The organism is Kitasatospora aureofaciens (assembly GCF_001188955.3).
Classification (GTDB): domain Bacteria; phylum Actinomycetota; class Actinomycetes; order Streptomycetales; family Streptomycetaceae; genus Kitasatospora; species Kitasatospora aureofaciens.
On the sequence record NZ_JPRF03000021.1, the window covers coordinates 552,987 to 576,177 of the forward strand.

Genomic DNA, 23,191 nt, shown 5'->3' on the forward strand with positions numbered 1-23,191 from the left:
GTCGCGGTTCGCCATGCCCTCGCAACACCCATCCAACCAAGGAGGCAGCGCCATGCCCATCTCTCCCAACCAGGGATCGACCGGAGGCGGAACCACCGTCACCATCACCGGCACCAACCTCAGCGGTGCCACCGCCGTGCACTTCGGCTCCAAGCTCGGCACCATCACCGCCAACACGGCCACCTCGGTCACCGTCATCTCCCCGTCCGGCAACGGCACGGTTCCGGTGACCGTGACCACCCCGGGCGGCACCAGCAACCCGCTGTCGTTCTACTACATCGGCGCGCCGTTCAAGGCCGGCATCAGCCCCACCTCCGGCGTGACGGCGGGCGGCAACACCGTCACCATCACCGGCACCGGGCTGTCCACCGCCACCGCCGTGCACTTCGGCAGCGCCTCCGCGACCCCGACCGTGGTCAGCGACGGCCAGCTGACCGTCACCGTGCCGGCGGGCACGGCGGCCGGGTCGGTTGGCGTCAGCGTCACCACCGCGGGCGGCACCAACAACGGCCTGTCCTACACCTACGTCGACGGGCCCACCATCGGGACCCCGGTCCCCGCGGCGGGGCCGACCTCCGGCGGCACCGCGGTGACCATCCCCGGCAGCGGGTTCACCACCACCCAGTCGGTCACTTTCGGCGGCGCCCCGGCACCGTTCGATGTCGTCTCCGACACCGAGATCGCCGCGGTCACCCCGCCCGGAACCGCCGGCGCCGCCGACATCGTGGTCACCACCACCGGCGGCAGCGCCACCGGCACCGGCGCCTTCACCTACGTCGCCGGCCCCGGCATCTGACCGGGCGACCGGGCCGCTGACGTCCGGTCACCACAACGGCCCGTGAACCGCCGACCCGGTGGGGGGTGCTCCTTCCCCCGACCGGGTCGGCGTCCACCCGCGCCCACCCCCACCAGCCCCGGCCCGCAACCCGGGTCGGGCCAAGGCTCCGGCCGCTGCCGAAGGAGCACCTGTTGAACCACCCCGCCCCATCGCGCGCCTCGTCCGGCGCGCGGCCCCTGTCCGTGGCCACCCCCGTCGTCACTTCCGTCTCGCCGGCTTCGGGGCCCGCTGCGGGCGGCACCCGTGTCACGGTGACCGGCACTGCCTTCACCGGTGCGACCGCCGTGCGATTCGGCGCCATCACGGCGTCCTTCACCGTCGTCTCCGACACCCAGATCACCGCCACCGCACCCCCGGGGACCGGCACGGTGCAGGTGACCGTCACCACCCCCAGCGGCATCAGCACCCAGTTCGTCACCTACACCTACAGCACCACCTCCGGACCGACCCTCGCCTCCGTCGCCCCGAGTTCGGGTCCGGCGGCCGGGGGTACGACGGTCACCCTTACCGGCACCGGGTTCACGGGCGCGACCGCCGTGTTGTTCGGTACGACCGCGGCGGCCTCCTTCACCGTCGTCTCCGGCACGCAGATCACCGCGACGACACCCCCGGGGACGGGGACGGTCCAGGTCACGGTGGTCACCGGGAGCGGTACCAGCAACGGCGTCCCCTTCACCTACACCACCGCCCCGCTCCCCACTCTCGCGTCGGTGGCCCCGAGTTCGGGTCCGGCGGCCGGGGGTACGACGGTCACCCTTACCGGCACCGGGTTCGCCACCGCCACCGCCGTGCGCTTCGGCGCGCTGCCCGCGACCTCGTTCACCGTCGTCTCCGACAGCCACATCACCGCGGTGGCCCCCGCCGGGACCGGCACCGTGCAGGTCACCGTCACCACGGCGGGCGGCACCAGCAACGGGATCCCCTACGCCTACTCCGCGGCCCCCGTCCTGAGCGGTGTCAGCCCCAACCAGGGGCCCACATCCGGCGGGAACACCGTCACCCTCACCGGCACCGGGTTCACCGGAGCCACCGCGGTCGCCTTCGGCGCCGCGGCGGCCGCCTCTTTCACCGTCGTGTCCCCGACCCAGATCACCGCCGTGGCCCCCGCCGGATCCGCCGGTCCGGTCGGCGTCACCGTCACCACCCCGGGCGGCGCGAGCACCCTCGCCAGCGCCTACTTCTACGTCGCCGCCCCGGTGCTCACCGGTGTCACCCCGGCCGCGGGCCCGCTGGTGGGCGGGAACACCGTCACCCTCACCGGCACCCACCTCGTCGAGGCCACCGCGGTGCGCTTCGCGTCCACCCCCGCCGGGGCGTTCACCGTGGTCTCGGACACCCAGATCACCGCGGTGGTCCCCGCCGGGTCCGCCGGTCCGGTCGGTGTCACCGTCACCACCGTCGGCGGCACCAGCGCCGCGGTCACCTACACCTACCTGGCCGCGCCCACCGTCACCGCGCTCAGCCCGAGCCAAGGTCCCGTCTCCGGCGGGAACAGCGTCACCCTCACCGGCACCGGCCTTGCTCAGACGAGCCAGGTGCTCTTCGGCGCGGTGCCCGCGGCGTTCACTGTCGTCTCCGACACCCACCTCGTCGCCGACGCCCCGCCCGGCCCCGCCGGTCCGGTCGGCGTCACCGTCACCACCCCCGGCGGCCCCAGCGCCGCGAACCCCTACACCCGACTCCCCGCGCCCGGTATCTGACACCAGCCCCCTGCACCGGCAGCCCCCGGATGGCCGACCTACCGTCACCGCGCCCGGCGGGCCGGCCACTCACACCAGGAGCTTGTCCACGCCTGTCTCCCCGGACCAGGGTTCCACCGCCGCCGACACCGCGGCCCCACGGGCGCGCTACCTCTCACCGTCACTACCGGCGGCGGCCTCACCACCGGCACGGTCTCCTACATCTACCTCGACCCACCGGTCCTCAGCGGCCTGAGCACCACCACCGGCTCCGTCTTCGGCAAGAACACAATGTCACCGGCCCGCACCTGGCCACCACGACCACTGCCGCCGTAGGCGGCATCCTCACCCGGTTCAGCGTCGGATCCGACACCACCGTGGCCATCGACATCCCCGCCCCACCACGGGCCCCGCCGACGTCACCATCACTACCGCCGCCGGCACCGCGACCCTCCCCGGCGCCTACACCTACACCTGACCGCGAGCAGGGGGACGGCACTGCTCCCCTGCGCCTGACTGAGACCAACCGCAGACCGGGCCGGGCCCCTCACCACAGGGAGCCCGGCCCCCGCGCGCCCTGGTGGTGGGGGCGGTGGCCCAGCAGATCGTGGACACCTGGCGCCGGCGTCGTCACGTCAGCCGGCGCAGCGCAGGCGGTCCAGCCCGGAGGAGTGGCGGCCTGCCCAACGGTCGGGGCCGAGAGAACGAGATCCGGCCCTCCGGGGGAATCTCGGCCGTCGCGCCGTCGCGCCGTCGCGCCGCCCCGCCGCCCCGCCGACGCCGGCGACCCAGCGAAGAACCGGCGCTGCCCATTCCTGCCACGCTCCTGCGGCCGGGACTGGCAGCCCGCCGATTCCGATACAGCCCACCGCGCTGGACGCTTCGACGGGTCAGGGCCCCGGCGATTCCCAGCCGCTGCCCCCGGGCCGTTGCGCCGGGGTCCTCAGGTGTAGATGTAGGGCTCGGGTGCGGTGGCGCTGCCTCCGGGGGTGGCGACGGTCACCTCGACGGCGCCCGCCGTGTGCGCGGGGGCGGTGGCGTTGATCAGGGTGTCGGAGACGACGACGAAGGCGGCGGAGGTGGTGCCGAAGGCCACGTTGGTCGCGGTGGCCAGGCCGGTGCCTGTGAGGGTGACGGTGGTGCCTCCGGCCGCGGGGCCGGTGACCGGGCTGATGGCGGTGGCGGACGGGGGAGCGAGGTAGGTGTAGGTGGCGTCATCGGCGACGCCGCCTACGGTGGTGACGACGACAGGGACGGTGCCGGGCGCCGCGGGTGTGGTGGTGACGGTGATTTGACTGTCGGAGAGCACGGTCGGGACCAGGGTGGCGGTTCCGAAGGTCACCGTGGTGACCGTTTGCAGGTTGCGGCCCTCGATGGTGACGGTGGTGCCGCCCGCCACCGGTCCGGCGCTGGGATGGAGCGCGGTGATACGGGGCGGGGGGATGTAGTAGAACGGGACGGGGAAGCTGGTGCCGCCGGGGGTGGTGACGGTGACGTTGACGACGCCCTGGCCGGCCGGGGTGACGCAGGTGATCTCGTTGTCGTCGACGACCACGACGTGGGTGGCGAGCCGGTTGCCGAAGTGGACGGCGGTGGTCCCGGTCAGGTGGGTCCCGATGATCGTGACGGGTGTCCCGCCGCCGGTGGGCCCCTGGTCCGGGAACAGGCCGGTGAGCCCGGGGAGCACGCTGACGGTGCTGGCGCCGTTGTTGACGACGTAGATCTGCAGGTCGTCCGGGGTCACGGCGAGGAAGTAGGGGGTGTTCAGTCCGCCGTAGGTGCGCACGATGGTGTGGGTGGCGGTGTCGATGGCGCTGACGGTGCCGTTGCCGCTGTCGGAGACGTAGGCGAGCGTGCCGTCCCTGGTGATCGCGACCATGAAGGGAAGGCTGAAGCCCGGGATGGCGGCGATGATGGTGCCGGTCGCCAGGTCGATGACGTCCACGATGTTGCCGCCGTAGTTGGGGACGTACAGGTACCGTCCGTCCGGGGTGACGGCGCAGACCCGGGGGAAGAGGAAGCCGGTCAGGCGGGCGGTGACGGTGCCGGTGGCGGTGTCGATGACGCTGATCGCGTTGTCGCCCTCCTCGCTCACGTAGACGTGCCGCCCGTCGGGGGAGACCGTGACGTTCCGCGGCCCGGTGCCGACGGCGATCTCCCCGAGGACCGTCAGGGTCGCGGTGCCGATCACGCGCACCCTGTTCAGGCCCTGGCAGGCCACGTACACGCGGCTGCCGTCCGGGGTGGCGGCCAGCCCAACCGGGTTGGCCATGCCGGTGACGGCGCCGCTGACCGTGTTGGTGGCCGTGTCGATCACTTGGACGGTATTCGCGGCGTAGTTCGCCACGTACACCTGCCGCCCGTCCGGAGTGGCCGTGAGACCCCAGGGACCGGAGCCCACGTCGATCGAGGCGGTGACCGCCCTGGTCGACGTGCTGATCACCTTGACGGTGCCGTCACCGAAGTCGCTGACGTACGCCCACCGGCCGTTGGGGGTGATGACCACCCCCACCGGACCCGCACCCACCGGCACGGTAGCCACCGGAGCGGTGGCCGCCGGCGCCGCCGAGCGGTCCAGGGCCGACGACGCCCCGGTCACTATCGGGGAGGGCCAGCGCCCACGTCCCGGTTCTGGTCCAGCGTTCACGCCGTCCTCCCTCCGGCCGCGCCCGCAGGCACGGCAGCACAGGCGGCCCAGCCCGGAGCAGTCCCCGCGGCACGCCTGACAGACCGGACTGAGAGAACGAGATCCCTCCCCGCGGGAATCTCGGCTGCCGCCCCGCGACGCCGACGCCCCAGCGAAAGACCGGCGCGGCCCATCCCTGCCACGTTCCTCCGGGGGATGGGCAACCCGCCGATTCCAATACAGCAAACCGTGCAGGACGCTCACACAGTCAGCAAGAGCCCTCGACGCAGCATCACCCGAACGGCGCAGCACACGAGTCAGCCTTCGCCCCCCCCGAGGAACCAACCCGCCGGCCGGTGGGCTCCGCAAGCCTGGGTCTGTACGGTGACCGGTTCTGTCCCGCAATCGGTGGTAAGCAGAGGTGACCGGCATCTTTGGCGTGGTGTGCGAGATTCAATGGGCTTGTGGACGTGGTGTTTTCGGGGTTGTCGGCGCTGGCGGTCGAGGGCGTGACGGGCGAGTGTGGTGTGATTTGGGTGACCGCGCGCACCCGGGAGGATCCAATGCCGTCTCCCGCGTGCGGTACGCCGGTGGGGCGGGTGCACGGCTTCCACCATCGAAACGGTGGCGGACGTGCCGGTGGACGGTCGGCCGGCTCGTTGCCCCGTTCGCCGCAGCCCTCCTCGAACTCGTCCAGGCCCAGGCCGACGACACCAGCCGCTTCGTCGGCCTGCCGACCTGGATGCAGATCCTCGACCGGCACTTCCCACGACCCCAGTGACCACCGGCCCGACGTTCTGATGACAGTTCAAGAGCTATCCGGCAGGCACCGATGGCGTCGACCAGCACCAGACAGTCGACGCCATCGCGTTCAACGACCCCGCCCGCTACGCCGCCGCTTCCCCGGCCGGCTCGTCGTCGATGTGCTTGAGCCGGCTGCGGGCGTGATGCTGTTGTCGTCTGGGCCCGGGGGCGCATGTCGCAGAACCTGTCGCGCAGGGCGTGGTGCGAGAATCCTAGGACGGCCGGAATTCATCCGTGGCACGTTTTCATCGTTGTCGGCTCAGATCGTCGGCTGATTGGTTCCAGACGCGAAACCGCCAGTGCCGTCTCAGATGACCTAGGAGGATAGTGTGGGTGTCCATATCGAGCAGGGAGCGGGAAAAGAGGCATGCAGGCCCGAGTGCCTCGGCCTCTACGACAACTACGGCTTCAACACGCGTGACATGGGGAAGGTCTTGTCGACCGACGAAGACATCCCCGACTTGCGTGACTACGATTTCAACGACGCGGCCAGTTCCTTCTACAACAACACCGAGCGCGTGGTCACGGTGTATAAGGACGTCAAGTACGGCGGCGAGAGTCTCGAAATCCAACCCCGAGAGGCGGAAGACGTTCCCGCTGGCTGGAACGACACGATCTCGTCGGTCAGGTTCGCGTAGCCTTCGCTTCCACATCGCGCCGTTGGGCGGGAGACATCGGCGTGAGCATGCCTGACGTCTCCCGCCCAGCGGCGTCTGGCTGGCTCACCCCAGTGGCCCGCACGTCGAGCAAAACGGTTGTCGGCCGGGGCCTTCCGGCCTTGGTGCATCGGTACAGCGGTTGGCGCTGAGAACGATCATGGTCCGGTCAGTGCGAGGGTGCTGACGAGGTTCTCGTACTCGCGGCGGGCCTTGCGCTGGGCCGGAACCGCCGGAGCGCCAGGGCCGCCGTCGAGCGACTGGCAGCGGGCGAGGAGTCCGAGGTGCACGGCAGGGACGGCGCTAACGCGCAGGGTGTAGCCCTGCCCACGTCGTATGGTCACCCCCTGGTCGAGCGCGTCCCGCTCGGCGGGGTCCAGTTCGGTGCTGCGGAGGAAGTCGGCGACCTTGGCCGGCATGTCGAGGGTGACCGGCAGCCGGGGAGTCCTCCTCGATGGCGGCCTGGTCGGGCAGGAGGTCGGCGACGGCCGTCCGGATCGCGCCGCGGCTGACGCCGTGGTCGCGGGCGAGGGCGGCGATGGACCGGCCTTCCAGATACGCGGCGCGCACGGCCTCAGCAATTCGGTGTGGGGCCGGCTCGGACACGGACGATCTGGGGCCGGTGACGGTAACGGCCGAATTCGGGGCGGTCCTGGTCGACAAGGATTTCGACGACGATCTCGGGGACGACGGGCAGGTAGGAGACGGGTGGGCTGCCGGGTAGTCCGCCGACGGTGCCGGGCAGCTCGGCGAGCTGGTCGTCGGCGGCGGGGTGCAGCTGTGGTGCGAGTTCGCGCCGCAGCTCGGGTGTGAGGGGAAGGCTCACGCCGACGGCGCGCAGCCGGCCGTCGGTGTCGGGGCGGGAGAGGACGGCGGCCTGCTGGTTGGGGTTGGCGGCCGCGGTGATGCCGGTGATGACGGCGTCTGCGGTGTGGCGTCGGCGCCATTTGGTCCAGGCGGAGCCGTAACGCGGTAGGTCGGGGCGGCCGAGGGGTTTGGCGACGACACCCTCGATGGCACCGCCCAGCGAGCCGACCCAGGCCAGCGCCCCGTGGTCGTCGCCGGTGGCGGGGGTGGGCCTGATCCCGGCGGGGGCACCGTCGAGCAGGGCGAGCATCCGCTCCCGGCGCTCCCGGTACGCCTGGCCGCGAAGGTCGGTGGTGTCGTTGCCGGTGGCGAGGAGGTCGAACGCCACGAACACCACGCTGAACCCGGCGCCGGGCTTCGGCCCTTTGCCCGCGCTGGTCTGCAGGAGGGTGAAGGACACCGTGCCGTCGTCGGTGACGGCCAGGAGCTCGCCGTCGTAGACGGCCTCGGGCAGCCGTCGGGCGGTGTGGGCGACGTCGGCCATCGCGCGGGTGAGATCCGTGCCGTGCCAGCTGAACACCCTGGAATCGGGACCGGTGCGCAGCAGCGCCCGCCAACCGTCCCATTTCGGCTCCAGGCTGAGGCCGCCACCGGAGGGGAAGTCGGTGACGGGGCGGCCGAGCGCGACGTCGACCGGCAGGTCGAAGGGCAGCATGGCGGCCTACCCGTCCTCGTCCGTGGAGGTACCCGGAGGAATCGCGAGGAAGTAGGCGAGCGCCTCCGGGGCAGCGTCGATCATGTCATGCTGTTCCTCTGCGGTGGGGCGTGGCTGGTCGAAGCACGCGAGGGAGCAGGCCCCCCGAGGGTTCCAGGGAGCGGTGCGTCCGCAGGCGTCGCAGGTCATCGTTGCGCTCGGGGCCATGTCCACCTCAGCGGTCTCTTCAGTCCACGGTAGGCCCGTGTCGGCAGCGGCCGGAGCTGACGTTTAATCACTCGAACCATGTATCGAACAATTGTTCCTATGAGTGTCGATGTGCCGTTCTCCCGTCCCGCGCACCCCGCACCGGTGGCTGTCCTGTGCCACCGATCCTTGACCGATTGCCACTCAAGTTGGACCACTGGGCGGTTCGTGCCATCGAACCTTGACCGCCCTGGTCAGGGCTCACCGAGCGGTGTCAGCCCCTTGCTGGATGATCTGGCCATGCTGATTGCGACCAACGAGCGCGGCCACGTGGTGAAACGCCCGTCCAAGCCGGCTATCGGGACGATGCTGGCCAACCTGCGGCGCGGTAACGCCCACATGGTCCTGGAGCGGGTGGACGAGAGGCAGCCCGGAAGTTGGTACATCCAGGTCCGGCTCCGCGAGAACAACACCTTCCAGCTCGAATACAGGGACGGCGTGGCTGAGCTGCACTATCAGACACTGACGATCTCCCAGGAGAAGGTCCTCGGGGCGCTGCTCGGCTGGGCTGGCGCGAAGCCGGGCTGGCGGGACGGCTTCATGTGGAACAACATCGGTGAGCAGTTCGGACCCAGCGACTGCGAATCCCCGGAGCCGTCCGGCGGCACGAAGCCGTCGACTGATCCGGAACCGGTCTGACCAGGGCGGTCAAGGTTCGATGGCACGAACCGCCCAGTGGTCCAACTTCAGTGGCAATCGGTCAAGGATCGGTGGCACAGGACAGTGGCCGGGGATGCCGAGCGCGCTCCCCGGGAGCTGGTGACGCTGCCCTAATTCGGGAGCCAGTTAGGCAACGGAATCGAGAGCCACCTGCGGTCCTGGACCATCGACACTGGTTGAGTACTGGGGTAGATGGTGCGGGCGAGCCTCGGCTACGCCACTTGGCCGAGCTGTGGTGCCGCAGAGTGCTCCAGGGCGGGCAACGCGAACCTGTCGCGCAAGCATGGTCTTCTGGCTGTGGGGTCGGACCGGTCTAGCGGGGCCTGGCAGGGTGCCGATCCGGCGGGAGACCCGCCCGGGTCACACCATCTCTGTCTGCGTCGGCAGGTCGGGCGTGATGTACCGGGCCTGCCCGCCCGGGCCGACTGGTCAGCCGGCCCGGGCGGGGGCCCGTGCTCTCAGTAGGTCAGTACGAGGCAGCCACTCTGGCCGGCCTTACCATCCTCACCCGGCTTGGGGTAGAAGTTGTCATAGTTCCGGTTCCAGTCCCCCGCGTCCCCGCCGCGGCCTCCGTCGCCGCCCTTCCCGCGCGCGTTCTCGGGGCAGGCCGCCATGCTCGGCAGTGGGACAATCGCGCCCCAGGGCGTCGTCACACCGGCGGCTCCGCCGCGTCCGCCGTCACCTCCGCGGCCGTCTCCCCGGTCGTGATTGCCGTCCTCCCCGTTCCGACCGGAATCTCCGAACTTGCCCCCTCTGGCCAGCGCATCGTTGGCGCATTTGGGGCCGCGAGTGTCCCAGGTCCCGCCACCGACCCTCTCGTTGGACGGGCCGCCCTTGCCGCCCTTACCGCTCAGATCGCGGGTGGTTTGCGAGCTCCCCTTCGCCGACTCTCCTCCCCCTCCGCCCCACGCCCCCAGGCCGCCCCTGGCCCTGATGGAGTTGTTCGTCGTCTTGTCCCACACCCACGAATCGTCGCCGTAGTCGCCGCCGTAGCCGCCCTCGCCGTTGTAGCGGTTCTCGGGGTCCCAGCTGTGGCTGCCGCGGCCGCCGGGGTAGCCCTTCCCCACGGCGAGGTGGATGACCTGTCCGGGCTTGACCGGGAAGACGCACTCGACAGCCCCGCCGCCGTTGCCGCCGGCGCCTCCACCGCCGCCGCCACCGAACTGGAACTGGTTCCCGTTGCCGCCGGAGCCTCCACCGCCTCCGCTGCCACCGGCGCCGACCGCCGTGGCCGTCAGCTGAGTGACGCCCTTCGGGACGGTGAATTCGTACGTGCCCGGTGTCGCGTACACCTTCGTCACCGGTGCCGCCGCAGCGGCATCACGGGCAGATGCCTGCGCCCGCGCCTGCGCGGGCATCGCCGAACCGCTCAGCACCGCCGCGACCACCAGCACGGCTGCCTGCCCGGCCCGGCCGCTGCTGCGGCCCTTGCCCAGAATCCCACCGATATACAGACCAGACCGTCCGGCCACGCCGTTGTCCTCTCGCTCGCATCTGGACCAGGCCTCAGAACGCCGAAGCGTCCAGGCCCGGGGAAGACGGAAGCCGCGCCGCACACCACGGCGCACCGGGCCACCACGACCGGGGCGCCGCACAACTCGGCTGTCCAATCTGCTTCAACGACCCGGGTACACGCCGGTCACCGCCCGGACACCCCCCGGAACACTTGGCTGATTCGGCGGCAGCCGGATGGCCGGGCCGGTTTCTCCAGGCCGCTGCAGTACCGGGCGACGTGCGCCTTCAGGACGGTCCGTCTGATCGGGCCCCGCCCCGAGCCGGCCTGACACGGCGTCGCTCGAACGAGGTGCCGACAGTGTGAGCGGCCAGCCTCGATCACTCCGATACAGAAGCCGTTCACGAGTTCACAAGTGGCTCTCGAACTCGTTGCCCAGGTGGCTCCCGTTCTAGGCTCTGGCCCAACTTCTGTGGTGCCGGCCCGAGCCCGGGCATGCCGGAGTCTCGGAAGGCGAAACCCGCAGGTCAGGGACCGCTTCCGTCGGAGCGCGCACGGCGTAGCTCCACAGAAGTTGAGCCAGAGCCCCGTTCTACCTGTCGAAAACACAGCTCCCGATGCGGCTCCCGATGTGGCTCCTGATGCGAGCACCCCCGTCCCGGGCGCGGGGTGGCATCTGTGCAGCTCACAGGGCCCACCAAGGTGGCCGGAAAAGCCGACATCCCTCTCTGCGTGCCCTTGTCCTCCTGGTGGTGGGGGTGGGGTGGTGGTGCGTTGTCGGGTCGGGGTGGCCTGCGGCGCTGGCTGGCGGGACTTGCCCGGCGGCCTGGCGGCCTTCGTGGTCCCCGGCTGGGCCGTCGGGGACGGCCCGGTGTTCGGCGGGGTGGTGCGTCGTGGAACCCGGGCATCGCCGGCCCGGCCCACCGGACGCCACCGCCGGACGTGACGCCGGTCTATCCCGTCGACTGGTTGCCCGCGCACGGGGGCCCGGGCTGTTCGGCCGGGGGTGCGGCTCGTGGTTCGGTACGGGGTGCGGCTGGGGGTTCGGTCCGCGGTTCGGTTCGGCCACCGGCCTCCGTCTTCGCTTGCCGCCTGTTTGCGCTGCTCATCGGGGGTGACGGGCCGAACTCACCACCTCGACTTACCTTCCTGGCTGGCTGGCGGGCGGAGATGGAGACCACCCGCCTGGCCTTGCCCAAAGTCGCGTTCGAACTCGGTCGGCGGAATGTAGTCGAGGGCGGAGTGAAGCCGCTCCTGCTCTAGCTCCCCTGGCTCTGGGGCACGCACAGGAAACCACCCGGCCCCCACCTCATCGGCCGCATCCCACATCGCGCCACAGTCTCCGGCGTCGGGCGCTCGGCGCCGACTCCTCGCAGGTCGGCGGGCGGGTCCGGGAACCGGCGCCCCGCGGGGGGCCCGCACGCCGCCGCCGACGGGACGGGGTCGGTGGGAGCCCTGCGGCCGACGTCAAAGGATCGTCGCGGGTGCCCGGAGGAGATGCGGCGGATGGATCACCGGTCGTGTCCGCCAGCCTCCACGCAGGAGAGCAGGAAGTCGAGGAAGTGGTCGTCGAGCGGTTCCCCCAGCAGGGGCTGCAGGAAGAGGAACTGCCCCTGCGGGTTGACCTCCAGCCAGACGGGCTCACCGTCCGGGGTCAACTTGATGTCGATGGCGCCCATGCGCAGCCCGAGTCGCTCCAGCACCTCCGCCACCCCGCGGCCCACATCGGGCGGCACGTCCCACCTGGAGATGGGCACGTTGAGGTCGGGCCGCCAGTCGAGCCGGTCGGTCTCGATGAGGGCCGCGTACATGCGCTCGCCGAAGCAGTTGAGCCGGACGTGCCTGCGGCCGGGGATGTACTCCTGGTAGACGGCCGGGCAGACGCTGAAGGACTCCTCGGGGATGGCCCGCGGATCGTCGATGTACTGGGTGAACATGAGCGGGCCGGTCGCGCCCACCACGGGTTTGACGATCACGCGGTCCACGGTGCGGGCGAACTCCAGCACCTCGTCGCGGGATTGGGTGACGAGCGTGCGCGGCACCCGGAAGCCCGCCTCCCGCGCTACGGAGAGCTGGTACAACTTGTCCGCGGCGCGGTCGGTCGCTTCGGGGGTGGAGATCCACTGGCCCCGGAAGCACGCCGCGAGGATGCCGCCGAGAGCGCCGCGGCTGTCGTTGTCGACCAGGCGCCACTGGTGGTCGGTCGACGCGCGGGCGGAGGCCTGCTGGTTCGCCCGCATCCGCCGCCACCACAGCACCGACACCGCGTCGAGGGGGATGATGCGCCCCTCCGAGGTCAGGACGGTGCTAGGTGCGTCCCCATGCGAACTCCACGTCAGGCCGGGACGTCCGCTGATCCGGTCGCACTCCAGGACGTGGAAGTCGCGGAAGCCGCGACGGACGGCGGCATCCCGGATGACGTGGGTGTGGAAATCGTCCTCGACGGACACCGTGAGGATCATTGGGCGGGGCAGTCCACGCAGCAGTCGTCGGAGCAGCCGCACGAGCACGACTCCGAAGCCGAGCCTCCCATGCGGGAGGCGTCGATGCGCATCCCGGTGGTGGCACGGACAGCCTCCTCCCAGTCCCGGAGCTCTTCCGGCGTGTTCAGGCGTACGAACGAGTCGGGCTGCGCCCTGAGGATGACGGGAGGAGCCAGTTCGGTCGAGATTCTGGACCGGGCCTGCACGTCCTCGGCCACGGGGTCTCCGAGCTTGAACGATGCCATGGTGAGTCACCTCCACGGAGGGGTTGGTGAGGTGTGGTCTTTCCACCAGCACAGCACCGTTGAGGCGTTGCCGCATATCGAAGAACTTGACGACTCAACAAACCGGGCGCATCAAGCCGCCGGCCCGACCCCGCGCCGCGTCAGGCGGTCGGGTGGCCGGAACGGTGTGGTCCTTCTGAGGGGCCGGGTTGCTCGACCACATCGTCACCGGCCGCCTGGACGACGTTGCGCCCGAGCCCGCCGACGAGGACGTCCTGGACCAGCTCACCCGCACGACCGACAACGCCCACGTCTACCTCGAGGCCTGGCTCACCGCTGCCTACCTCGACGGCACCGGCTGCTACGCCGACCCGGCGGTCCGAGCAGCCTCCCAGCTGCCCGAACTGCTCCTCGGACACGCCAACCGCCGCCACTCCTGCCCGCCCGGCTGCCCCGGCACGAGCGCGCAGTGCGATGGCTGCGCGCAGGCCTGCGGCGGCGACGCGCACCGCCGCCAGGCACTCATGTCGCGGCTGTTCGCCCACATCCTCGCCGACCGGCAGCAGGAAGCCAGGCGGCTCCTGGTGGTACCCGTCGCCGGTCCGGACGCTCCCGCCTGATGAAACGTCAGGCCGCCGGCCTACAACACGACCGGACCGCGTTGCGCCCCTGACCTGGGCATATGGACCACGCAAGAAGAGCTCGTGCGGGGTGCAACACGGCGTTGCACCCCGCACGAGCTCTTCGAGTTTGTTCTGCCCGACCAGAACGAAGCGGTATCACCAGTGCTACCGACGGCCGACATCACACCGCCCAGAGCAGCGGCTTTCCCCTCGGGGAGAACGATGTACGCGCCAGCCGCGGCTTCGTTCTGCAGGAGCAGAACGGGGCGGTACCACCAGTGGTACCGCCCCGCACCATCACACGGCTCTGACCAGCATCGTTCCCCTCCAGGGGAACGATGTACGCGGAATCAGCCCCGCGGCCGCAGCTGGTGGACCTTCGCCAGCTGTCCGTCCTCGCCGGCCACCTCGTCTTTCTCGTCCGTCTCGATGCCCAGGGCCGCCCGGCCCAGGACGTAGAAGCGGCTGCCAACGGCGGAGTGCGAGAGCTCCAGCCAGCCCGCCGCCGCCAGCCGGCCGATGCTCCGCGAGGCGCTGGTGGTGCTCAGGCCGAGCTCGCGGCCGATGTCGGTGGTCGTCTTGGTGACCGCCTCACCGATCGGCACCGCGGTCGCGTAGTACATCAGCATCCGCAGATCCGCACCGGGCAGCGAGCCGGCCCGGAGCAGCAGCGCGTTGATCTCGTCCGCCTCCAGGAAGCGGACAGCGAACTCGACAGCGGCCGGGGAGCTCATGCGGTCTCCTTCTTCTTCCGAGGAGCGGTCTTGGGAGCAGGAAGTTTGACCGGTGCTGAATCTAGTCCGCGGTACAGCCCCAGTAGGCGATCTCGGCTGGTTCGCCATCTTGGTACAGCACCGTGCACCGGCCCATTCCTCGGCCGACAGGGTTCAGGAGTTGCGGTAGCGCGGCCTCCCACTGTTCGCGCGTGGGCCGGCCGTTGGGAGCCCAGCTTCGGACTTCGCTCCCGGTCAGTGGGCGCATCATGGCGACGTCGTCGCCGCCTTCGGCGTCGATCAGCGCGTAGAAGTCGAGCACTGTGCCGGTGCCTCCCGTCAGGATGTACTCCTGCCAGTCCTCGTCCCGCCACAGCTCACTGATGCTCTGCCCCGGAAAACCGTGATCGTCCTTCGCCAGCTCCCGCGCCTGAGCCTGACGGAATGCCGCTCCCAGATCCTCCTGGTAGGGCCCGGTTTCCGCCCATCCACTGCCACCCACGCAAAACCCTCCCTGGTCACCCGTCCTGGCTGCGCCGCACGCTAGCGGTCGCCGCTGATCGGCGGCGGGCAGCGGCTCGCGAGGGCCGCGCCGGGGCGCGGTCTGCTGGACGGGCCGGGTCGGACGCGGCGGCCTGCGCGACCACTGGCCCACGATCGTCGGCCCCGACGCCGCCGCCCACTGGCACCTGCGTGGCGGCCGCCGGAACCGGCGACCGCCGAGGGCGCCGGAGATCAGAAGTGGTGGGTGGTGTCCCGCTCGGCCGCTTCGATCTGGTTGATCCGACGCTGCAGCGCGTCGGCCTGGGCACGGGTCTTGCGCGCCGCGTCGTGCTGGCCCGCGCGGTCCAGTCGGTCGGCCTTCTGACGCAGTTCGGCGACCTGCTGGCGCATCTTGTTGAGGTCGACCTTGATCGAGGCGGCAGCCGCCGGCTGGGCGGAGGCGACCTGGGCAACCGTCGCCAGGGCGCCGCCAGCCAAGGCTGCGGTCAGGACGAGGGCGGTCATGCGTCGACGCATGGGTGACTCCTTACGGTATTACACGGATCACTGACTGGACATCATCGGATTACCAGTCAGTAACCATGATGGCACGATCCTGTGCCGCCTCCTGCGCCCGAACCGTCCTACCCTGCGCACCGCTACAACCCGCTCCCCGGACCACTACAACCCACCCTTCCCCCCTCCACATCGCTCCGCTCCGGCACCCGTGAGGGCCTGGCCGCCCCGGCCCGTGTGCGGGAGGAGCCGTGCTGCCGGGTGCGCACCGAACGGTTCGTCAGCCTCGGCGGCACGGTCTTCGTGATCCACCGCCATCAGCCCGCCTGCCCGCGCTGGACCAATTCCCGCCACAACCTGAATCCCCGGGCCTCGCGGCCGGTCACTCAGCCGGCTGGGAGGTGCCCGCACGGGCGGCCCGCTTCAGTTCCATCTCGGTTTCAGCACCGCCACACAGCAGGCCCGCAACCGGGCCGCCCAGACCTCGGCGCCGCCCAGCGGGTGTCGCAGCTCTGGGCCCCTGTCTGGTGGGTGTGGTGGGTGGGTTGGGGCGTTGGGCAGTGCCACGTGCACAAGTACATGAAGCCATTGCTGGGCCTGATCGAGCAGGGCAAGATCGCTCCCACCTGGGTGATCACCCACCGGCTGCCCCTGACCGAGGCACCGACCGGCTACGACCTGTTCAAGAACAAGAAGGACCACTGCGAGAAGGTCGTCCTCAAGCCATGAGAGCCGCGATGGATGCGGCACCATGCCTCGCTAACGCCGACAAGCCGAGCCGGTTCTGCAGAACGTGCGCGAACATCCGCTGCGATCGAGAGGTGCCATAGGCGCCTGACCTGCCCAGCACTGTCCTTGCCTTGCGGGGGCTCTGCGGAGGGCTGAACCTGAAAGTGAGGCATGCCTACTGACCACATGGACCGAGCGCGGACGGCTGCGGGGCTCGGACACCGCGGCCCGCGCAGGGAGCGGGTTCCCCATGAGGCTTGTCGTCGATCTCAACCGGTGCCAGGGATACGCGCAGTGCGTCTTTCTCGCCCCGGACGTCTTCGCCCTGCATGGCGATGAGGCACTGCTGTTCTCCCCTCGCTTCGACGAGGCGCAGCGCGACCGGGTGGAAGAGGCTGCTGCCGCCTGCCCGGTCCAGGCCATCCTTGTCGACTACTCCGACGAGCCGACGAGGGGGGCGGAGCCCCATGTCGGCTGACGCGGACGTCGAGGTCCTGCGGCGGGAGGGCCGCATCGTCGTCGTCGGTGCTTCGCTGGCCGGTCTGCGCGCGGCGGAGACCCTGCGGGACAAGGGCTTCACCGGGTCCCTGACCATGATCGGTGATGAGCCGTACGAGCCCTACGACCGGCCGCCGCTGTCCAAACAGGCGCTGCTCGGGCGAGCGCGGGCCGAGGACACCGCGCTGCCGCGACGGCGCGAGATCGATGCCGAATGGCGTCTGGGCGTCGCCGCCGAGGGCCTGGACCGGCAGGCCAAGCGGGTACGCCTGGCGAACCGCGACACCGTCCCCTACGACCGCCTGCTGATCACCACCGGGACCAGAGCGCGACCCTGGATCCACCCGGACGAGGCCGCGCTGGACGGGGTATTCGTGCTGCGTACCCGCGACGACTCCGTACGCCTGGACCGGAAGCTGGCCGGCAGCCCGTCCCGGGTGCTGGTGATCGGCGCCGGTTTCACGGGCTCCGAGGTCGCCTCCGCCTGCCGGGAGCGGGGCCTTGAGGTCACGGTCGCCGAACGCGGTCCTGCACCGCTGGTGGGCGCACTGGGCGGGGTGATCGGCGCGGTCGCGGACCGGCTGCAGCGCAGGAAGGGAGTCAATCTGCGCTGCGGCATCAGCGTCACCGCTCTGGAAGGCGACTACGCCGGACGACTCAGGCGCGCCCATCTGTCGGACGGCTCGGCGATCGAGGCGGAGGTGGCGGTCGTCTCGCTCGGAGCCATCAGGAACACCGATTGGCTCGCCGGCTCCGGGCTGGCCGCGGGCCCCCGGGGGATCGCGTGTGACGCCGGGTGCCGGGTCTTCGACGTCAACGGCATCGTCACCGACGACATCTACGCCGCCGGCGACGTCGCACGCAGCCCGCACCCACTGTTCGACTACCAGTTCCTGTCGCTGGAGCACTGGGGCAACGCGGTCGAACAGGCCGAGATCGCCGCCCACAACATGATCTGTGCGGGTCCCGATCGCCGTCCGCACCTGTGGCTGCCGATGTTCTGGTCCTCCCAGTTCGGCGTCAACATCAAGTCCGTGGGCGTGCCCTCGCTGGGCGACCAACTGGTTGTTGCCCAGGGAACGCTCGCCGAGGAGCGGTTCGTCGCGGTGTACGGGTACCACGGCCGCGTCATCGCCGCGGCGTCCTTCGACGGAGCCAAGTGGCTGGGGTTCTACCAGCAGCAGATCGAGGCCGCCGCGCCGTTCCCGCCGGAGTACGGCACGGTCGACCGTCGCACCGAAACGCTGGAGCCGGTCGACCCGGCCTTCCCCGACCCCCACCTGCCCACCCACGGGCCCACCGTCACGCTGACGGGTCACTCACCGAGCGAGCGGCGTGTCGAGTTCGTTCCGTCGCATGCCTGATCACCGGCCCTGTGCCGCCCGGAGCCCTCAGGAGAGACCATGACGCCCGGCACCATCACCGCGCAGATCACCGACTACGCCAACCGAGCCGATCCGTACCCGCTCTACGCGGAACTGCGCGAGCAACCGGTCAGGCGGGAGGACGACGGCACCTACCTGGTCAGCACCTACTATGAGGTGCGGAACCTTGCCAACGACCCGCGGCTGAGCAACGACACACGCAACCGCCCGCCCGGCTACGCCCGCGTCGGGCACCCGGCGGAGGAGACCGGTCTGCCGCCGAGCTTCATCTTCACCGACCCGCCCGTGCACGACCGGCTGCGCGACACCATCAACCGGCCGTTCGGTCCCCCGCACAGCCCCAGATTCCTCGACGGCCTGCGCGCAGACCTGGCCACGGTCGTCACCGAGCTGCTCGACGCCTTCGAAGGCAAGGACCAGGTCGACATCGTCGAGGACTTCTCCTACCCCCTACCCGTCACCGCCATCTGCAAGGTCCTCGGCGTGCCGCGTGAGGACGAACCGCGCTTCCACATCTGGGCCGATGCCCTGGCGTCGTCACTCGATCCCCGCCCCGGCGGCGACGACGGCCAGGAAAAGGCACAGCGGGCACGCCAGGACATGGGCGCCTACCTGTCCGACCTGATCGAGACCAAACGCCGCCACCCCGGCCCCGGCATACTCAGTGCCCTCGCCCCCGACATGACACCGGCAGACCTGGAGGCCACCGCAGTGCTGCTCCTGGTCGCCGGCCACGAGACCACCGTCAACGCGATCACCAATACGACCCTCACTCTGCTGCGCCACCCCGACGTCCTTGAGCGGTTCCAGAAGGACCCGGACCTGGCCGTCCCGCTCATCGAGGAAGTGCTGCGGTTCGAGCCCCCGGTCCAGTTCGTCCCGTGGACCACCGCCCTGGCCGACATCGACGTCGCCGGCACCACGATCCCCAAGGGCTCGCCGGTCTGGCTCATGCTGGCCGCGGCCAATCGTGACCCCAAACGCTTCGAGGACCCCGACCGGTTCGATCCCGACCGCAAGGACAACGAGCACCTGGGTTTCTACACCGGCATCCACTACTGCTTCGGCGCCCCGCTCGCCCGCATAGAACTACATGCGGCCGTGCCCGAACTGTTCCGCCGGGTCAAGTTCTCCGGGCTGCTCGAGGACCCGCCGCCGTACCGCACCAACGCCGTACTGCGCGGCCCACGCCATCTTCCCGTGGCGATCGAGGGCCTGACGGCTTGAGCACCACGGAACGAGGGCCGAGCGACATCTGCCGTTTCGATGATGGACGGTCACCTGCCGCAGTAGACCGTCTCGTGGTCCTGTCGCCGAACAGGCGCGGGAGCTGGCGGCGGAGGTGCTGGGCGGGCTGGGGATGCAGCTGCATCCGGAGAAGTCCGGCATCGTCTGCCTCACCCGGGGCGGACAGGGCTTCGAGTTTCCCGGCTTCCACCATCGCAAGGTGGAGTCGTGGAAATGGCGGGGCAGGTTCTACCTGCAACGCTGGCCCTCGCAACGAGCGTTGGGGGTGCTGCGGGACAAGATCCGCGCAGCCGCCTCCCGCTCGAAGACCGAACGGCCGGTGGCCGCCGTCGTGGCCGAGTTCAACCCCGTGTCGAGTCTCGGCGCCGGGGCGAGTTCACCGACAAGGTCCTCTCTGTGATGCGCAGCGAATTCGGCGGCCACGCCGAGAAGAAGGCGTAGGCACGACGCCTTCGCAGTCAGCGGTGGGCATACCCCGTGGGCGATGTCCCGCGCTACTCGGTCCTGTCCCCGAGGTCAGCCGCCCAGCTCCTGGACCCACCGGACCAACCCGGAGGCAGGCATGGCCCCCCAATCCATCCGACTGCTGCTCGCCGACGTCGACGGCACGCTCGTCACCCAGGACAAGGTCCTCACCGAGCGGGCCATCGCCGCGGTCGCGAACCTGCGGCAGGCCGGGATACTCTTCGCCGTCACCAGCGGCCGCCCGCCACGCGGCATGTCCATGCTCATCGAGCCGCTTGAGCTCAGCACGCCGATCGCGGCGTTCAACGGCGGGCTGTTCGCCCGCCCCGACATGTCGGTGATCGAGCAGCAGGTCGTACCGGACGACGTGACGCCGGCAGCGATCGAACTGCTCATCGCCCACGGGCTGAGCGTGTGGGTCTACCGGGGCGCGGACTGGCTGGTCCTGGACCCTCAGGGACCACACGTGGCCCGCGAGTCCTGGACGGTCCGGTTCGACCCGACGCCCGTCGACAGCTTCACCCCGGTCTCGGACGGCGTGGCCAAGGTCGTCGGGGTGAGCGATGACCACGACGTGGTCCAGAAGGCGGTGGCGGCGGCCAGCGAGCGCTTCGGCGACCACGTGTCGGTGTCCAGGTCTCAGCCCTACTACGCCGACGTCACCCACCCCCACGCCAACAAGGGCTGCGTGGTCCGCTACCTCTCCGGGGCCTACCGGATCCCGGCCGAGGAGATCGCCACGATCGGCGACATGCCCAACGACGTACTCATGTTCGCCCACTCGGGACTCAGTATCGCCATGGGCAACGCGAGCCAGGAGGTCCAGCGGGCCGCCCGTCGTGTCACCACAACCAATGAGGACGAGGGCTTCGCCAACGCGGTGGAGCGGTTCATCCTGCCTTGACCCCGGCGCTGCCAAGGCCGACGAGAAGGAGTGCCATGACTGCACCGACGAGCACGGCCGCGGATGTCCTGGTGATCTTCGGCATCACCGGAGATCTGGCCAGGAAGATGACCTTCCGGTCCCTGTACCGCCTGGAGCGCCGCCGGTTGCTCCGCTGCCCGGTCGTCGGCGTGGCCCGCCAGGAGTGGTCGGCCACGGCTCTACTGGATCACGCCCGCCACGCCATCGAGGACACGGGCGAGACGATCGACGAGGACGTGTTCCAGCGGTTCGCGCAGCGGCTGTCGATGACCTCCGGCGACTTCGGGGATCCGAGCACCTATGACCGCCTCGCCCGGACGATCGAGACCCGGCACACTCCGGTCTTTTATCTGGAGATCCCACCGTCGCTGTTCGGCCGCGTGGTTGAGGGCCTGGCCGGTGCCAACCTCACCGCTCAGGCCCGGGTCGTCGTGGAGAAGCCGTTCGGCCACGACCTGGCGTCGGCCCGGGCGCTGAATGCCCAGTTGCGTAGGCTTCTGGAGGAGCAGCAGATCCTCCGCATCGACCACTTCCTCGGCAAGGAACCGTCCCTGGACATCCTGTTCCTCCGGTTCGCCAACTCCGTCCTGGAGCCGCTGTGGAACCGCGACCGGATCCAGTGCGTGCAGATCACCATGGCCGAGGACTTCGGCGTGGCGGACCGGGGCAGCTTCTACGACCCGGTCGGGGCACTCCGCGACGTCGTGCAGAACCACCTGCTCCAGCTCATCGGGCTGTTCGCCTCCGAGCCGCCGAGCACCGCCGACGCCGACGGGCTGCGCGACAAGCGAGTAGAGGTGTTCCGGGCTATCCCGTCGGCGGACCCGAGGCACTACGTCCGCGGCCAGTACGACGGCTACCTGGCCGTGCCGGGGGTGAGCCCGGACTCGCAGACCGAGACCTACGCCGCGCTGCGGCTGGAGATCGACAACTGGCGCTGGTCGGGCGTCCCGATCTTCATCCGGGCCGGTAAGGCCCTCCCGGAGCGAGTCACCGAGATACGGGTCGTCTTCAAGCGGCCCCCCGGGGTCGCGTTCGCGCCGACGTGCGCGCCGGACCCGAACGAGCTCATCCTGCGGATCGACCCCGACCCGGGTGTCGACCTGGTCGTGCAGGCCAAGCAGCCCGGAGCCAGGGCGACCCGGACGGTGGATCTGTCGCTGATCTTCTCCGAGGAGCTCGGGGAGGCACCGGAGCCCTACGAGCGGCTGCTCGGCGACGCCATGGAAGGGGATTCCAGCCTCTTCACCCGGGAGGACAGCGTGGAGGAGACCTGGCGCATCGTCCAGCCACTGCTGGACGCCCCGCCCCCGGTGGAGCCGTACAAGTCGGGGTCCTGGGGACCGGCCGGCGCAGACAAGCTGCTCGCGGGACACCCGCGTTGGCGCGACCCCTGGCTCCACTCCCGCGCCATGAGCCAACACCGTACGCAGCTGGACACGCCGGGCCGGACCGGCTGAACCTTTTTGGGTGCAGCTCGTTCTGAGGGAGGTGTCTGGCGTACTCGGCGTGGTTTTGGCCTTTGTCAGCTGTCGAAGCCGTCATGGCTTTGTCGGCGTGCCTGCTGGGACGGTTGCGCTGGGGGGCGACGTAGCGAGGCACCTCAAGGCCGTCTCGGTGGCTGGATCCTGTGCCGGGCTCAGCGCGACGATGCGTTGGCGGGGGTCACCGGGCAGGTCGAGGTTCTCGAGGTGCAGGGCCAGCACGCCGGCATCGGGGTGTCTGAGGTTCTTGACCCCGGCGGCCCGCAGTTCCACATCGCCGGCTGACCAGTGGGTTTGGAAGGACTGGCTGGCGGCGGTTAAGACGTCGATCAGCTGTGCCAGTTCACTGTCCGCCGGGTGACGGGCGCGGACGAGTCGTAGTTGAGCGGCGGTGGCTGCGGCTATTTCGTCCCAGTCAAGGTAGAAGTCCGCGGCGGTCGGGCTCAGGAAGAGGTGGCGGGCCAGGTTGCGTTGCGAGTCCGGTTCGGCCAGTACCGGCTCGAAGAGCCGCGCGCCCAGTTCGTTCGAGGCGAGGACGTCGAAGCGGTCGTTGATGACGAGGGCGGCGACCGACGCCATGCGGTCGAGCATGCGCAGCAGTTCCGGCCGGACCTGTACGGGCTGGTGACCATTCGGATGGCGCGGAGGGTGGGCGAGGGAGCTGAGGTGGGTGCTTTCCACCTTGTCCAGGCGCAGTGCGCGCGCGATGGCGCCGAGCACCTCCGGGGAGGGGCTGGACGACCTGCCCTGCTCAAGGCGCTGGTAGTACTCCACGCTGATCCCGACGAGCTGGGCGACCTCCTCGCGGCGCAGACCGGACACGCGGCGCCGGGCGCCGGGCCGCAGACCGACGGACTCGGGGGTCACGCGGGCCCGGCGTGAGTGCAGGAAAGCCCCCAGATCTTCCATGAACTCCATTATGGCAAGGCGC

General features: G+C 70.3%; 22 protein-coding genes. 12 read left to right on the top strand and 10 right to left on the bottom strand.

Features of this window, described 5'->3' with window-relative positions:
* Positions 1-52: 52 nt before the first annotated feature.
* Positions 53-796: an IPT/TIG domain-containing protein gene (locus tag HS99_RS15180; protein ID WP_030556430.1), complete on the top strand. Its 744-nt coding sequence runs from the start codon at positions 53-55 to the stop codon at positions 794-796.
* A 224-nt stretch (positions 797-1,020) separates the two neighbouring features.
* Positions 1,021-2,538 (top strand): IPT/TIG domain-containing protein, encoded by a 1,518-nt coding sequence (locus HS99_RS41225; protein WP_267885579.1) that lies wholly within the window; start codon positions 1,021-1,023, stop codon positions 2,536-2,538.
* Positions 2,539-3,460: 922 nt separating this feature from the next.
* Here HS99_RS41225 and HS99_RS41230 read toward each other — a convergent pair.
* Positions 3,461-5,029 (bottom strand): IPT/TIG domain-containing protein, encoded by a 1,569-nt coding sequence (locus tag HS99_RS41230; RefSeq protein ID WP_170066666.1) that lies wholly within the window; start codon positions 5,027-5,029, stop codon positions 3,461-3,463.
* Positions 5,030-6,276: 1,247 nt separating this feature from the next.
* On the opposite strand from HS99_RS41230, the gene HS99_RS15195 reads away from it, so the two are divergent.
* Positions 6,277-6,585 (top strand): peptidase inhibitor family I36 protein, encoded by a 309-nt coding sequence (locus tag HS99_RS15195; protein ID WP_030556427.1) that lies wholly within the window; start codon positions 6,277-6,279, stop codon positions 6,583-6,585.
* Positions 6,586-6,761: 176 nt separating this feature from the next.
* On the opposite strand, the gene HS99_RS46670 is transcribed toward HS99_RS15195, so the two are convergent.
* Positions 6,762-7,022: a hypothetical protein gene (locus tag HS99_RS46670; RefSeq protein WP_232543266.1), complete on the bottom strand. Its 261-nt coding sequence runs from the start codon at positions 7,020-7,022 to the stop codon at positions 6,762-6,764.
* 155 nt (positions 7,023-7,177) lie between these two features.
* A complete protein-coding gene (locus HS99_RS15205) occupies positions 7,178-8,125 on the bottom strand; it encodes an ATP-dependent DNA ligase (RefSeq protein ID WP_050366184.1) in 948 nt (315 codons plus the stop codon).
* 468 nt (positions 8,126-8,593) lie between these two features.
* Here HS99_RS15205 and HS99_RS45865 point away from each other — a divergent pair, with 468 nt between their 5' ends.
* Positions 8,594-9,010, top strand: a complete 417-nt coding sequence (locus HS99_RS45865) for a hypothetical protein (protein ID WP_198549607.1) — start codon at positions 8,594-8,596, stop codon at positions 9,008-9,010.
* A 479-nt stretch (positions 9,011-9,489) separates the two neighbouring features.
* On the opposite strand, the gene HS99_RS45870 is transcribed toward HS99_RS45865, so the two are convergent.
* The 3 genes from HS99_RS45870 to HS99_RS15230 all read right to left on the bottom strand — a co-directional run bounded on the left by HS99_RS45870 (position 9,490) and on the right by HS99_RS15230 (position 13,212).
* On the bottom strand, positions 9,490-10,503 hold the full coding sequence (locus HS99_RS45870) for a hypothetical protein (RefSeq protein WP_158876575.1): 1,014 nt from the start codon (positions 10,501-10,503) through the stop codon (positions 9,490-9,492).
* 1,492 nt (positions 10,504-11,995) lie between these two features.
* Positions 11,996-12,934, bottom strand: a complete 939-nt coding sequence (locus tag HS99_RS15225; protein ID WP_234344554.1) for an ATP-grasp domain-containing protein — start codon at positions 12,932-12,934, stop codon at positions 11,996-11,998.
* 8 nt (positions 12,935-12,942) lie between these two features.
* Positions 12,943-13,212 carry a hypothetical protein gene (locus HS99_RS15230; RefSeq protein ID WP_030556414.1) on the bottom strand — a complete coding sequence of 90 codons (270 nt, stop codon included), beginning with the start codon at positions 13,210-13,212 and terminating at the stop codon, positions 12,943-12,945.
* Between the two features lie 188 nt (positions 13,213-13,400).
* Here HS99_RS15230 and HS99_RS15235 point away from each other — a divergent pair, with 188 nt between their 5' ends.
* Positions 13,401-13,811: a hypothetical protein gene (locus HS99_RS15235; RefSeq protein WP_030556406.1), complete on the top strand. Its 411-nt coding sequence runs from the start codon at positions 13,401-13,403 to the stop codon at positions 13,809-13,811.
* 353 nt (positions 13,812-14,164) lie between these two features.
* Here HS99_RS15235 and HS99_RS15240 read toward each other — a convergent pair whose 3' ends face one another.
* The 3 genes from HS99_RS15240 to HS99_RS15250 all read right to left on the bottom strand — a co-directional run bounded on the left by HS99_RS15240 (position 14,165) and on the right by HS99_RS15250 (position 15,547).
* Complete coding sequence (locus HS99_RS15240) at positions 14,165-14,548, bottom strand: MarR family transcriptional regulator (protein ID WP_030556403.1); 384 nt, start codon at positions 14,546-14,548, stop codon at positions 14,165-14,167.
* A gap of 61 nt (positions 14,549-14,609) precedes the next feature.
* Positions 14,610-15,029 carry a hypothetical protein gene (locus tag HS99_RS15245; protein WP_030556402.1) on the bottom strand — a complete coding sequence of 140 codons (420 nt, stop codon included), beginning with the start codon at positions 15,027-15,029 and terminating at the stop codon, positions 14,610-14,612.
* Positions 15,030-15,262: 233 nt separating this feature from the next.
* On the bottom strand, positions 15,263-15,547 hold the full coding sequence (locus HS99_RS15250; protein WP_046385941.1) for a hypothetical protein: 285 nt from the start codon (positions 15,545-15,547) through the stop codon (positions 15,263-15,265).
* 546 nt (positions 15,548-16,093) lie between these two features.
* On the opposite strand from HS99_RS15250, the gene HS99_RS41235 reads away from it, so the two are divergent.
* From HS99_RS41235 to zwf, 7 genes are all read left to right on the top strand, one after another.
* Positions 16,094-16,255, top strand: coding sequence for a hypothetical protein (locus tag HS99_RS41235; RefSeq protein ID WP_232543265.1), 162 nt, complete (start codon positions 16,094-16,096; stop codon positions 16,253-16,255).
* A 250-nt stretch (positions 16,256-16,505) separates the two neighbouring features.
* The gene (locus tag HS99_RS15255; protein WP_030556398.1) at positions 16,506-16,733 is read left to right on the top strand and encodes a ferredoxin; all 228 of its coding nucleotides are present in this window, start codon (positions 16,506-16,508) and stop codon (positions 16,731-16,733) included.
* The gene (locus HS99_RS15260) at positions 16,723-18,117 is read left to right on the top strand and encodes an NAD(P)/FAD-dependent oxidoreductase (RefSeq protein WP_030556396.1); all 1,395 of its coding nucleotides are present in this window, start codon (positions 16,723-16,725) and stop codon (positions 18,115-18,117) included. The genes HS99_RS15255 and HS99_RS15260 overlap by 11 nt, the downstream gene beginning before the upstream one ends.
* Before the next feature lie 39 nt (positions 18,118-18,156).
* Positions 18,157-19,365, top strand: coding sequence for a cytochrome P450 (locus HS99_RS15265; RefSeq protein ID WP_030556394.1), 1,209 nt, complete (start codon positions 18,157-18,159; stop codon positions 19,363-19,365).
* Positions 19,366-19,480: 115 nt separating this feature from the next.
* On the top strand, positions 19,481-19,786 hold the full coding sequence (locus HS99_RS44910; RefSeq protein WP_030556391.1) for an RNA-dependent RNA polymerase family protein: 306 nt from the start codon (positions 19,481-19,483) through the stop codon (positions 19,784-19,786).
* A 162-nt stretch (positions 19,787-19,948) separates the two neighbouring features.
* Entirely contained in the window at positions 19,949-20,755 is an 807-nt protein-coding gene (locus tag HS99_RS15275; RefSeq protein ID WP_030556389.1) for a Cof-type HAD-IIB family hydrolase, read from the top strand.
* Positions 20,756-20,790: 35 nt separating this feature from the next.
* The gene (zwf, locus tag HS99_RS15280; RefSeq protein WP_046385940.1) at positions 20,791-22,236 is read left to right on the top strand and encodes a glucose-6-phosphate dehydrogenase; all 1,446 of its coding nucleotides are present in this window, start codon (positions 20,791-20,793) and stop codon (positions 22,234-22,236) included.
* Positions 22,237-22,317: 81 nt separating this feature from the next.
* Here the strand turns inward: zwf and HS99_RS15285 are convergent, their stop codons facing one another.
* Positions 22,318-23,169 (bottom strand): helix-turn-helix domain-containing protein, encoded by an 852-nt coding sequence (locus tag HS99_RS15285; RefSeq protein ID WP_043389759.1) that lies wholly within the window; start codon positions 23,167-23,169, stop codon positions 22,318-22,320.
* Positions 23,170-23,191: the final 22 nt, after the last annotated feature.

What these genes read in the sequence shown, in the direction of transcription:
- HS99_RS15180 (WP_030556430.1), top strand. Translation starts at nt 53, where the DNA reads ATGCCCATCTCTCCCAACCAGGGATCGACCGGAGGCGGAACCACCGTC.
- HS99_RS46670 (WP_232543266.1), bottom strand. Translation starts at nt 7,022, where the DNA reads ATGCCGGCCAAGGTCGCCGACTTCCTCCGCAGCACCGAACTGGACCCC.
- HS99_RS15205 (WP_050366184.1), bottom strand. Translation starts at nt 8,125, where the DNA reads ATGCTGCCCTTCGACCTGCCGGTCGACGTCGCGCTCGGCCGCCCCGTC.
- HS99_RS15230 (WP_030556414.1), bottom strand. Translation starts at nt 13,212, where the DNA reads ATGGCATCGTTCAAGCTCGGAGACCCCGTGGCCGAGGACGTGCAGGCC.
- HS99_RS15240 (WP_030556403.1), bottom strand. Translation starts at nt 14,548, where the DNA reads ATGAGCTCCCCGGCCGCTGTCGAGTTCGCTGTCCGCTTCCTGGAGGCG.
- HS99_RS15250 (WP_046385941.1), bottom strand. Translation starts at nt 15,547, where the DNA reads ATGCGTCGACGCATGACCGCCCTCGTCCTGACCGCAGCCTTGGCTGGC.
- HS99_RS15255 (WP_030556398.1), top strand. Translation starts at nt 16,506, where the DNA reads ATGAGGCTTGTCGTCGATCTCAACCGGTGCCAGGGATACGCGCAGTGC.
- HS99_RS15260 (WP_030556396.1), top strand. Translation starts at nt 16,723, where the DNA reads ATGTCGGCTGACGCGGACGTCGAGGTCCTGCGGCGGGAGGGCCGCATC.
- HS99_RS15265 (WP_030556394.1), top strand. Translation starts at nt 18,157, where the DNA reads ATGACGCCCGGCACCATCACCGCGCAGATCACCGACTACGCCAACCGA.
- HS99_RS15275 (WP_030556389.1), top strand. Translation starts at nt 19,949, where the DNA reads ATGGCCCCCCAATCCATCCGACTGCTGCTCGCCGACGTCGACGGCACG.
- zwf (WP_046385940.1), top strand. Translation starts at nt 20,791, where the DNA reads ATGACTGCACCGACGAGCACGGCCGCGGATGTCCTGGTGATCTTCGGC.
- HS99_RS15285 (WP_043389759.1), bottom strand. Translation starts at nt 23,169, where the DNA reads ATGGAAGATCTGGGGGCTTTCCTGCACTCACGCCGGGCCCGCGTGACC.